This is a genomic window from Melioribacter sp. (genome assembly GCF_049325435.1).
Lineage (GTDB): Bacteria > Bacteroidota > Ignavibacteria > Ignavibacteriales > Melioribacteraceae > Melioribacter > Melioribacter roseus.
Genome location: NZ_JBMOLD010000012.1, coordinates 21,713 through 32,500 on the forward strand (window position 1 = coordinate 21,713; position 10,788 = coordinate 32,500).

Consider the following 10,788-nt stretch of genomic DNA (forward strand, 5'->3'; position numbering starts at 1 on the left):
TGGATGAATAAAATATCAACTCCGCAAAAACTTGCAGTTCTTGCGCTTCTGCTCGGCTTCTTTGCACTGATTATCGGCAGCCCTTCGGATAACAGACATCTTAAAATAAATGCAAAGGAAATTTCGCTCGAAATCAGAAACGAAAAAAATATTGTCCGGCCGGTTGAACTGGCGGAATGGATTATAAAAGGAAAAGTAGATTTTATTGTGCTAGACGTCAGGGATGAAAATAAATTCAATGAATATCATATCCCGGGCGCAATGAACGTTTCTTCCGAATCAGTACTGGAAGCCGGATTGATGAAAAACGATAAGATACTGATATACGGCGACGACGATATCCTTACGGCGGAAGCGTGGTTTTTACTGAAAAGCGCCGGCTACAAAAATGTTTATATTCTGAAAGGCGGTATGAAAGGCTGGCAGGAAAGCGTTCTTTATCCTACGCTGAAAGCGGACGCTTCGGAAGAAGAAAAAACGGAATTCGAGAAAATGAAACAGGTCAGTTTTTATTTCGGCGGCGAACCGAGAATCGCATCGGGCGATAATGGAATTGTATCAGTTACACGTCCGAAAAATCAAAAATCGTTACCAAAACTTACGCTCCCTGCAGTTAATATGAACAAGGCAAAAGGAAAGAAAAGAGAGGGCTGTTAATCTGTAAAGCCGCTATTTAATATAATTAAGAATCCCGCCTCTGAATGCGGGATTCTTTTTACTCCAATAATTTCAAACCTTCGTCGGGCGGCAATTCCTGTACGTCCCTCAATTTGCGTTCTATTTTCCGCGACGAGCGGGCTGCTTCCTCGATTTTGTTCGAAGCTTCCTGCAGTTTTTTCTGAGTGGCTTCCAGAACCGTACCGAATTTACCGAATTCCGTTTTTACCGCTCCCAAAATTTTCCATACCTCGCTCGAACGCTTTTCGATTGCCAAAGTTCTGAATCCCATTTGCAAACTGTTTAACAATGCCGTAAGCGTAGTTGGCCCCGCGATTGTTACGCGGAATTCTCTCTGGAGATTATCGGCAAGTCCGGGCCGTCTCAAAACTTCGGCATAAAGTCCTTCAATCGGCAAAAACATTATGGCGAAGTCCGTTGTGTTTGGCGGGTCAAGATATTTATCGGCAATTTTTTTGGCTTCGCTTTTTATTGTATTCTCTATTTTTTTTGATGCATCGTTTATTCCTTCAATATCCGCCGCCTCCTGAGCTTCGAGTAATCTTTGATAATCTTCTATGGGGAATTTTGCGTCGATCGGGAGCCATACTGTTTCTTCTTTCGAGTTGTCTCTGCCCGGTAATTTGATTGCGAATTCTACTTTTTCATTGCTTCCTTTTTTTGTCGAAACATTTTTTTCGTATTGTTCTCGTGTCAAAATCTGGTCTATTAAGTTTTCAAGTTGGATTTCACCCCACGTGCCTCTGGTTTTAATATTCGTCAATACGTTTTTCAGATCGCCGACGCCTCTGGCTAATTCCTGCATGTCGCCAAGTCCTTTATAAACCTGCTCAAGGCGATCGCTTACGAGTTTGAAAGATTCGCTCAACCTTTTTTCGAGCGTGCTTTGCAATTTTTCGTCGACCGTCATTCGCATCTCTTCTAGTTTCTTTTCGTTGTTCTGTATTATCTCTTTCAGTTTGTCGTCGACTCTTGATTGCAACGTATCGAATTTTTGTTCGTTGGTCTGGGTAAGTTGCGACAGCTGCTTGGCGAAAATATCGAGCTGGTCTTTTTGCATCTTTGCAATCTCAAATAATCTTTCGGTTAGATCCCGACTGAAACTTTTTATTGAAGAGCTCATCTCTTCGCGTTGCATCCTGAGGCTTTTTGAAATTTCGTCCCTGTTGCGCGCTATTTCGTCTCTGAACGACCTGTCTATCCTTTCGAGGTCCTCTTTGATCGGTTTGTCTTTTTCTCCCGATAATTTCTTTAATATCAATATGAATAAAATTACGACTGCAATGCCAAACAGAATTAATATTATTTCGTTCATTCTTCTTTCCGCTGTTTTGTCATGCGTAACATAAAAAAATTGTCGTTAATATTAAATTATGATGATAACAGACTCAATAATTTTTTAATTTTGGAATGTTATTCTGAGGCGCATTGATGAAAAAGTGGAAAAAACATTTAATCGGTTGGACAATATTTCTTATCCTTTTATTGCTCGCAGTCTCTCTCGTGTCGTATATAATGGTCAAGAGAACTTTGCCTCAATATGACGGGACGGTGACGGACAACAGAATCGGCTCGGAAGCGATCATTTACCGGGACTCGATGGCAGTTCCGATGATAATTGCCAAAAGCCAGGAAGACGCCGCCTACGCGCTCGGATACCTGCACGCTCAGGAAAGGCTTTTTCAAATGGATATTGCTCGAAGAGCGGGGGAAGGCAGGCTCAGCGAAATATTCGGCGATAAAACTGCGCCTTTCGATTTAATGTTTCGCACGGTCGGCATTGCCGGGACCGCGTCGGAATCTTATAAACGGATCGATACGACTACCAGAAAAATTTTGATTGCTTATTCAAACGGAGTAAATAAATTTATCGATGAAGCCGGAGGGAAATACCCGGTTGAATTCGGGTTACTCGGTTACGAACCGTATAAATGGAAACCCGAGCATAGCCTTATTATTGCCAAGATGATGGCTTGGGAATTGAATCTTAGCTGGTGGTCGGATGTGGCGTTCGCTCATATAATAAAAAAAATCGGGAAAGAAAAAGCGGCGGAGCTTTTACCAGATTATCCCGAAAATGCGCCTTTGATTATCGACGACAGATTCAACCGTTTTGCAGAAGCGCCTCTCGAATTGATTAAAACCGACAGGGAATTTAGAAAATTTACGGGCTTTATTGGCACGCATATCGGTTCGAATAGCTGGGCGGTTTCGGGAAAAAGGTCGGCTACTGGGAAACCGATAATTGCCAACGATCCCCATCTTGCTTTTTCAGCCCCGGGCAAATGGTACTTCGCATTAATAAGGTCGAAAGAATGGAACGCAGAAGGATTTACTCTGCCGGGACTTCCGTCGATAGTTATCGGGAAAAACAGAAATATTGCATGGGCAATGACTAACGTAATGGCCGACGACGCCGATTTTTATATCGAGCAAATCGACACAATCAACAACCGTTATTTTGTAGACGGTCAATGGAAAAATCTCGACGTTAGAACCGACTCGATTTACATAAAAAACAAAGGCTACCATAAATTTGTAATTAGGCATACGCATCGAGGACCGATAATTTCCGGCATTCATCCGTATCGTCTCATAAACAAAAAATCGGAAAATTTACAGATAAGCATGAGATGGACAGGGAATGATTTTACGAACGAACTGCTCTCTTCCTTCTTACTCAACAGGGCGAACAATTGGCGGGAATTTTTGGCCGCGTTGAAATACTTTAATGTGCCGGGACAGAATTTTATTTATGCAGATAAGGAAGGCAACATCGGATACGTTTGCGCCGCTTTATTGCCCGCGCGCAATAATGCCAGCCCTACATTAATTTACGACGGAACAACCACGAATTCCGACTGGAAGGGATATGTGCCGTACGATATGATGCCCAAACTTTTTAATCCCGAAAAAGGATACATTGCATCCGCAAATAATAAAACAATAAAAACTTTTCCTTATCACATCTCGAATATCTGGGAGCCGTCTTCTCGTATTGAACGTATTACGCAGCTTCTGAATTCCAGAGGGCTGCATACGCCGGACGACTTTAGAAACTATCAAACGGATTTCGTCTCGCCTTATGCAAGGTTCCTTACCGAAAATTTATTGAAAGGTTTCGAAAACGTAAAAATTAAAGACGCAAATCTGGAGCTTGTTCTCGAACTGTTACGTAACTGGGACTATAACATGAAAGCCGGCAGTCAAACCCCGTCAATCTATTCCGCTTTTCTCTATTTCCTTATTAAAAATACTTTTGAAGACGAACTAGGTCCCGATTTAATAAAAGAGTATGTAATACTTGCCAACGTACCTTACAGAAAAATTTACGAGTTGCTGGGAGAAGATAGTAATCCTTTATTTGACGACGTTACGACGCCACGAAAAGAAAATAAGAACGATATATTAAGGAAAAGTCTTGTAGACGCGTTGAGCTACCTTGAAATAAATTACGGTAAAAATCCGGTTGATTGGCAATGGGGTAAAATTCACAGCGTTACTTTCAAGCATATGTTCCATGGAATTTCTTCCCTTGCAGACAAATTAATTGACATCGGGCCGTTCCCAATAGGAGGCGACGGCACCACCGTCTTCAATACGGAATATTCTTTTGTAACATTGTTCGACAAAGGAGACACAGAATACATAAATAAAGAGAAACCGTTTGAAAATATCCTGGGACCTTCAATGAGATACATATACGATTTCGCTAATCCCGACTATATTAAATTTATTATGCCGACGGGACAATCGGGAAACTTTATCAGTCCGCATTACAGGGACATGACGGAAATGTGGCTCGACGGTAAATATCATGTCGTTCCGCTGAATGAAGATGAATTCAAAGAAAAATCTGTCCATAAGTTAGTTTTGAAAACGAAGGAAACAAATTAGCTGATATAATTAGTATGAAAAATAGTAAATTTGTTAAAACAAATTAATCGGGATAAAATGAAAGTAATAGAGCATCTGGAAAAGTCAAACGACACATTGATCAGCTTTGAAATCATTCCGCCCAAAAGAGGCGGAGACATAAAAGAATTGTTAAATGTTCTCGACGACATCGTAAAATACAATCCGCCTTTTATCGACATTACAAGCCACCCCGCGGAAGTGGTTTACGAAGAGACCCCCGGCGGCGAAATTAAAATGAAAGTTAAGAGGAAAAGACCCGGCACGCTTGGAATCTGCGCTCTTATTCAGAATAAATACAATATAGATGCAGTGCCGCACGTGCTCTGCACCGGATTTACTAAGGAAGAAACCGAGGACTTTTTAATCGAATTGCATTACTTACAAATCGACAATGTTTTGGCAATAAGGGGCGACGACAACGGCTTCAGAAAACCGTTGAAATTCGGACGAAGCGTTAACGAATACGCTGTCGATTTGATTAAACAAATCAACGATTTGAATAAAGGTAAATACCTCGAAGACGGTTTGCTCGACGCCGAACCGATGGATTTTTGCATCGGCACAAGCGGGTATCCCGAAAAACATTTCGAAGCGCCGAATCTCATTTCGGACATTAAATACACAAAGGCAAAAATTGACGCCGGCGCTTCTTACATCGTTACTCAAATGTTCTATGACAACAAATATTATTTCGACTATGTAAAACTTTGCCGCCAGGAAGGCATTGACGCGCCGATTATTCCGGGCTTGAAAATAATTACGTCTAAAAAACACGCTTACACTTTGCCGAAAAACTTTTTTATCGACATACCCACCGAATTGGCGGACGAACTCGAAGCTGCAAAACCCGAACACGCTTTGGATATAGGCATCAATTGGGCATACAAACAGGTGGAAGAATTACTCAACAACAATGTTCCCGCTATTCATTTCTATATAATGCAGAATTCCCGGCCGATAAAATTGCTTATGAAAAAATTAGGGTACTGAGATGGCAACGCCGAAAAATATTAATCTGAAAGTGCCTTTACCCCGCAAGCTGAAATGGGGCGTCGCAGGATGCGGATATTTTCTGGAAAATGTTTTTCTGCCCTCGCTCCAATTAGTTAAACGAAGCCGACTAATATCGGTATACAGTCATGACCCTAAACGCGCTCACGAGATTGCCTCCAAATTCGGAGCTCCGAATTTTTATGACGATTATCGGGCATTCTTAAATTCCGGTATCGACGCGGTCTATATATCGAGTAAGAATAACGACCATTATTATCAGGTAATCGAAGCCGCAAAAGCGGGCAAACATGTTTTTTGTGAAAGGCCGATTGCTCTTAATTCAGCGCAAGCCGAAGAGATGGTAAGAATTTGTAAAGAAAATAACGTTCAATTTGCAATAAATCACATACATCGTTTCCATCCGCTGATAATAAAAGTAAAGGAGCTAATAGACAAAAATATATTGGGTAAGCTGGTTGCCATCAATGCTTCGTATCATATCGATATGCCGCCCGCGGATAATTTCAGATTTAAAAAAGAATTGAGCGGAGGAGGCGTATTGAGAGACACCGGGGCTATTGTAGTCGATTTAATGCGTTATTTCGGCGGCGAAGTATCCGAAGTAAAAGGATTTATGGATAACGTTATTTACAAGAGCGAAGTAGACGATTTTGCCGCTGCCATTATTAAATTTATCAATGGCGGTTACGGTTTGTTTAATGTTTCTTACGATACAAAGAAACCCTTTATCCGGCTCGATATCATAGGATTCAACGGTTCAATTAATATCGAAAGTAAAATAGACAAGCGAAATTTTATAACTAAAATTACAATCGACCTGAAAGGCGAGGCTAAAATGGTGTTCAGAAAAAAATTCAACAAAATAGCTTTTGTTATCAGGTCGGTCCAAAAATCATTTTTACAAAATAAAATTCCGGTAGTTAGCGGCGAAGACGGTTTGAATAATATTCGTTTGATTGAAAAGATTGAAGGCTGATTTATTAGACTGACCGTATTCAATTATCAATTTCTCTACGAAAGTATTTTATCTATGATATAAATTGGTTACGCTCTATGCAAAATTCTGAAATTAATGTAGCTCTCCTGGTCGGCGGCGTGTCGTCCGAAAGAAAAGTTTCTAAAGCAACCGGAAAATCGATCTATTCCGCGCTGAAGAATCTCAATTATAATGTAACGGTAATCGATCCGGCATACGGTTTGTCGCAGCCTGAAGATGTGGAATTGTTTTTCGGAGCGGATGACATCTTCCCTTTATCCGCGCGGAATTATATAGATATCATAAATTCCGCCTTGTTTGACGATGTCGATGTGGCATTTCTGGCTTTGCATGGCAAATGGGGTGAAGACGGTCGAATTCAATCCTTGCTCGAAATGCGAAATCTCAAATACACTGGCTCCGGTGTTTTGTCAAGCTCGCTGGCAATGAATAAGTTCATGACTAAAATTATGTTTCAACATTACGACGTAAAAACTCCTCGATGGTTTATCGTATCACGCGACGGTAACGACACGGATTTAATTAAAAAGAAAATCGAAAAGTTTTTCGGATTCCCGTGCGTAATAAAACCTAACGACGAGGGCTCAACAGTCGGGATCTCAATATGCCGCGAGCCCGATTCTCTCGCAGTAGCTGTCGAGCGCGCTTTCGAGTATTCGGAGAACGTTTTAATCGAAGAATTTATACCGGGCAGGGAAATCACCGTCGGCATCCTCGAAAACAGGGCGCTGCCGGCGCTCGAAATTATTCCTCGTTCAGGATTTTATGATTACGAATCGAAATATACTTCAGGAAAAAGCGACTATATCGTTCCGGCTGAAATTCCCGAAAATGTAGCGCGGCACATACAGTCGCAAGCTCTACTTGCGTATAACTCGGTCGGATGCAGACAATACGCAAGAATCGATTTCAGAATGACCGGGGATTTTAAGTCCTACTGCCTTGAGGTCAATACATTGCCGGGCATGACTTCCACAAGTTTGTTTCCCAAAATGGCAAATGCCGTAGGAATTTCATTCGAAGAATTAATCGACAGAATCGTTAAGTCGGCATTAAAATGAACAAGTATAAAAGTAAGCTTATAAATTTCCTTGTTTTTTTCCTTTTTCTGTCGGCTTTTTTTTATTTGTTGTTCAATGAAAACGGAATAGTAAAATATATGAAATTAAGAGGCGAGATTAACGAGCTGGACAATAAAATCCGTAATGCCGAAAAAACTTTGTACGATTTGCAGAAAGAAATAGATTCATTAAAGTACAGCCTCCGAACGATTGAAAAAGTAGCCCGCGAAAAATATCATATGTATAAACCTTACGAACAGGAAATATTAATAGAAGAAGATGAAAAATAAAAGGGAGATACCGAGGATACCGCTGCCTGAAAGAATACGTCCCCAAAGTCTGGATGAATTTATCGGTCAGGAACATCTAGTCGGAAAGAATAAACCGATTAGAGTAATGATTGAAAATAAGATTCCGGGGTCGTTGATTTTGTGGGGACCGCCGGGCACGGGCAAAACGACCCTGGCGGTAATACTGGCGGAAGCTACGAATTCGGAATTCTTCCAGCTCAATGCCGTATCTTCGGGAGTCAAAGATTTGCGTCAGGTAATCGAAAAGGCAAAAGAGAATTTTCTCTATAATAGAAACACCTTGTTGTTTATTGACGAAATACACAGGTACAACAAATCCCAGCAGGACGCTCTGCTTTCATCGGTGGAAAAAGGCGAGATTACTTTGATCGGCGCAACCACCGAAAATCCCTCCTTTGAAATTATACCGCCTTTGAGGTCGCGATTGAGAATCTTCGTGCTCAACGAGTTGAGTAAAGAAGATTTGATTAAAATTCTCAACAGAGCGGTCGAGAAAGATGAATTCCTGTCGTCGCTAAAAATTAAGATTGAAAATCCCGACTACTTGATAATTGCATCCGGCGGCGACGCCCGTATGATGCTTAATATTTTGGAAGCTGCCGTATTACACGAGATCGACAATGAAGAAATTGTGATTACAAAATCTCTTATAGAAAATGTTCTACAAAAGAAAAACATCATATACGATAAATCTGGCGAGGAACATTACAATTTAATATCGGCATTTATAAAAAGCATACGAGGCTCGGACCCCGACGCTGCGGTCTACTGGCTGGCGCGTATGCTCGAGGGCGGGGAAGACCCGCTTTTTATTGCCAGAAGGATGGTTATTCTTGCAGCCGAGGATATCGGCAACGCCATGCCGAATGCATTGATATTGGCGGAAGCCGCATTCGAAGCCTGCCATAAAATTGGAATGCCCGAAGCTAGAATTATTCTGTCGCAATGCGCTACTTATTTGGCCTCGGCTCCTAAAAGCAACGCCGCATATTTGGCGATTCAGGAAGCTCAAAGAGATGTAAAAAATCTTCCTCTCTACCCCGTACCTTTCCATTTGAGGAACGCCCCGACGAAATTGATGAAAAATCTCGGTTACGGAAAAGAATATAAATATCCGCATGACTACCCGGCTCATTTCATCGAAGAAAATTATCTGCCCGAGGAGATGAAAGGAAAGCAGTATTATCGTCCCACGGAAAACGGTTTGGAAAAAAACTTGAAAGAGAGATTAAGTTCGATCTGGAAAAAACTAAAAAAATATTAGACGCTCATGAATATTTTGCCCGGCAATTGTTTGACCAATCCTTTGAATTCCAGCGACAAAAGATGAACCAGGCACTCGGATGTGTTCATAGCAGCTTTATCCGCTATGATATCTATGTGTAAAGCTTCGTTGCCCAGCGCTTCAATTATTTTTTCTTCAAATAAGGAGAGGGATACATGTTCGTTTTTTTTACCGATCTTTTTTTCAGGTCCCAGTTTACTGCCTAATTCGTCCAATACATCGTCGGCTGTTATTACTAATTTTGCTTCTCCTTTTTGAATGAGAAGGTTAGGTCCTTCGGACTGGGGAGAATTTACATTACCGGGCAGAGCGAAGATTTCACGGTTCTGATCGAGCGCGTAGGCGGCGGTCTGCATTGCGCCCCCGTTTTGCCGTGTCTCAATAATTAAAACGCCAAGGCTCAATCCGGAAATTATCCGATTGCGCCTCGGGAAGTTTTGTGCGTCCGGCTTTGTGCCGGGCTCGAACTCGGAAACTATCGCTCCTTGTTCTGTTATCTGTTTGAACAACCGGGCGTTTTCCGGCGGATAAATAACGTCGACTCCGCTGCCTATTACTGCAATTGTTCTGCCGCCGCTGTTAATCGCTGCGCGATGGGCATACGAGTCGATTCCCCGTGCAAGTCCGCTAATTATGATTATCCCTTTTTTTACCAACTCCGAAGCGAATTTTTCTGCCTGTTGAATTCCGTAATTTGTCGGTTTGCGGGTGCCCACTATCGCCACTCCGTATTTGTCGCTGCTATCAAAATTACCGGCTATATATAAGATCAACGGCGGATAATAAATATTGCGTAATAATTCCGGATACTCTTCGTCCCAATATGTAACAACTTTGCCGTTTAATTTATGCATTAAATTCAACTCGGAGGCTACTTTTGACTCATATGAATCGATTCTTTTAGGCGCATTTATTATTCTTTCCGCTATTTTATTTGATATTCCGTCTATGCGCATAAGTTCGGATTTCTCTGCGGATAAGATATTCCGGAACGATTTGAATTTATTAAGAAGCATGAAGATTTTATAGGGACCAATACCATCAACTGAAAGGAGGGTTTTTAAGGAAACTAAATTATTGAATTTTTCGTCTTGCAATCTATCTTTATGTAATTGTTTCCTCCGCGATATCAATATTGTCGACAACTGCGACAATCATAGTATTTACAGGGGCGTTGCTATGACCCAGTATCTGTTGAACCGCGTCGCCTTCTCTGACTACCAAAACTTTGTCGCCAATACCCGAATCGACTAAATCGAGCGCTAAAATATCTTTCTTCCCGATTTTGTTGCCTTCAGGACTTATTTCATGGACGAGGAGTAACTTGTGGCCTTTAAGATATTGATTTTTAACAGTAGAAACAACATTGCCAATAACTTCTGCAAGAAACATTATTTTTTCTTCTTATATAAGATTGAAATAGGAATTACCACCGCATAAGCAATTAACAGAACTATAGGAGAAAAATTGAGGGCTGTCGGATTATCCCACGGAGAAATTGACATTAAATAGTAGCCTGCAATA

At 41.3% G+C, this 10,788-nt stretch carries 11 protein-coding genes (1 of these 11 running past the window's edge); 7 read left to right on the forward strand and 4 right to left on the reverse strand.

Translation table 11 applies throughout. The features are described 5' to 3' along the window. The first annotated feature begins 3 nt into the window (after positions 1-3). Positions 4-657, forward strand: a complete 654-nt coding sequence (locus ACOYVE_RS08175; RefSeq protein ID WP_422881512.1) for a rhodanese-like domain-containing protein — start codon at positions 4-6, stop codon at positions 655-657. A gap of 58 nt (positions 658-715) precedes the next feature. On the opposite strand, the gene rmuC is transcribed toward ACOYVE_RS08175, so the two are convergent. After that, on the reverse strand, positions 716-1,993 hold the full coding sequence (gene rmuC / locus ACOYVE_RS08180) for a DNA recombination protein RmuC (RefSeq protein WP_014856445.1): 1,278 nt from the start codon (positions 1,991-1,993) through the stop codon (positions 716-718). Between the two features lie 116 nt (positions 1,994-2,109). On the opposite strand from rmuC, the gene ACOYVE_RS08185 reads away from it, so the two are divergent. The 6 genes from ACOYVE_RS08185 (at position 2,110) to ACOYVE_RS08210 (ending at position 9,243) form a co-directional block, all read left to right on the forward strand. Then, positions 2,110-4,575, forward strand: coding sequence for a penicillin acylase family protein (locus tag ACOYVE_RS08185; protein ID WP_014856446.1), 2,466 nt, complete (start codon positions 2,110-2,112; stop codon positions 4,573-4,575). 57 nt (positions 4,576-4,632) lie between these two features. Continuing rightward, entirely contained in the window at positions 4,633-5,586 is a 954-nt protein-coding gene (locus ACOYVE_RS08190; RefSeq protein ID WP_041356034.1) for a methylenetetrahydrofolate reductase, read from the forward strand. 1 nt (position 5,587) lies between these two features. Then, the gene (locus ACOYVE_RS08195; protein WP_014856448.1) at positions 5,588-6,586 is read left to right on the forward strand and encodes a Gfo/Idh/MocA family protein; all 999 of its coding nucleotides are present in this window, start codon (positions 5,588-5,590) and stop codon (positions 6,584-6,586) included. A 77-nt stretch (positions 6,587-6,663) separates the two neighbouring features. Next, entirely contained in the window at positions 6,664-7,668 is a 1,005-nt protein-coding gene (locus ACOYVE_RS08200) for a D-alanine--D-alanine ligase family protein (RefSeq protein ID WP_014856449.1), read from the forward strand. Continuing rightward, positions 7,665-7,958 carry an FtsB family cell division protein gene (locus ACOYVE_RS08205; protein WP_014856450.1) on the forward strand — a complete coding sequence of 98 codons (294 nt, stop codon included), beginning with the start codon at positions 7,665-7,667 and terminating at the stop codon, positions 7,956-7,958. Before ACOYVE_RS08200 ends, ACOYVE_RS08205 begins: the two co-directional genes overlap by 4 nt. Beyond that, positions 7,948-9,243, forward strand: coding sequence for a replication-associated recombination protein A (locus ACOYVE_RS08210; RefSeq protein ID WP_014856451.1), 1,296 nt, complete (start codon positions 7,948-7,950; stop codon positions 9,241-9,243). Before ACOYVE_RS08205 ends, ACOYVE_RS08210 begins: the two co-directional genes overlap by 11 nt. Here the strand turns inward: ACOYVE_RS08210 and dprA are convergent. The 3 genes in view from dprA to ACOYVE_RS08225 are tightly spaced (each overlapping or abutting the next) and all read right to left on the reverse strand, a layout consistent with a single transcriptional unit that may run on beyond the window. Continuing rightward, the gene (gene dprA, locus ACOYVE_RS08215) at positions 9,240-10,397 is read right to left on the reverse strand and encodes a DNA-processing protein DprA (protein WP_333782435.1); all 1,158 of its coding nucleotides are present in this window, start codon (positions 10,395-10,397) and stop codon (positions 9,240-9,242) included. The genes ACOYVE_RS08210 and dprA overlap by 4 nt on opposite strands. After that, entirely contained in the window at positions 10,369-10,656 is a 288-nt protein-coding gene (locus tag ACOYVE_RS08220) for a EutN/CcmL family microcompartment protein (RefSeq protein ID WP_014856453.1), read from the reverse strand. Before ACOYVE_RS08220 ends, dprA begins: the two co-directional genes overlap by 29 nt. Next, positions 10,656-10,788, reverse strand: the 3' portion of a protein-coding gene (locus ACOYVE_RS08225; RefSeq protein ID WP_014856454.1) for a hypothetical protein. The gene runs 113 nt beyond the window's last position; 133 of the gene's 246 nt are visible here — the last part of the coding sequence; the start codon falls outside the window, past its right edge — the gene reads right to left on this strand; the stop codon is at positions 10,656-10,658. Before ACOYVE_RS08225 ends, ACOYVE_RS08220 begins: the two co-directional genes overlap by 1 nt.

Coding starts and splice junctions, on each gene's coding strand:
- ACOYVE_RS08175 (WP_422881512.1), top strand. CDS start 4: ATGAATAAAATATCAACTCCGCAAAAACTTGCAGTTCTTGCGCTTCTG.
- rmuC (WP_014856445.1), bottom strand. CDS start 1,993: ATGAACGAAATAATATTAATTCTGTTTGGCATTGCAGTCGTAATTTTA.
- ACOYVE_RS08185 (WP_014856446.1), top strand. CDS start 2,110: ATGAAAAAGTGGAAAAAACATTTAATCGGTTGGACAATATTTCTTATC.
- ACOYVE_RS08190 (WP_041356034.1), top strand. CDS start 4,633: ATGAAAGTAATAGAGCATCTGGAAAAGTCAAACGACACATTGATCAGC.
- ACOYVE_RS08195 (WP_014856448.1), top strand. CDS start 5,588: ATGGCAACGCCGAAAAATATTAATCTGAAAGTGCCTTTACCCCGCAAG.
- ACOYVE_RS08200 (WP_014856449.1), top strand. CDS start 6,664: ATGCAAAATTCTGAAATTAATGTAGCTCTCCTGGTCGGCGGCGTGTCG.
- ACOYVE_RS08205 (WP_014856450.1), top strand. CDS start 7,665: ATGAACAAGTATAAAAGTAAGCTTATAAATTTCCTTGTTTTTTTCCTT.
- ACOYVE_RS08210 (WP_014856451.1), top strand. CDS start 7,948: ATGAAAAATAAAAGGGAGATACCGAGGATACCGCTGCCTGAAAGAATA.
- ACOYVE_RS08220 (WP_014856453.1), bottom strand. CDS start 10,656: ATGTTTCTTGCAGAAGTTATTGGCAATGTTGTTTCTACTGTTAAAAAT.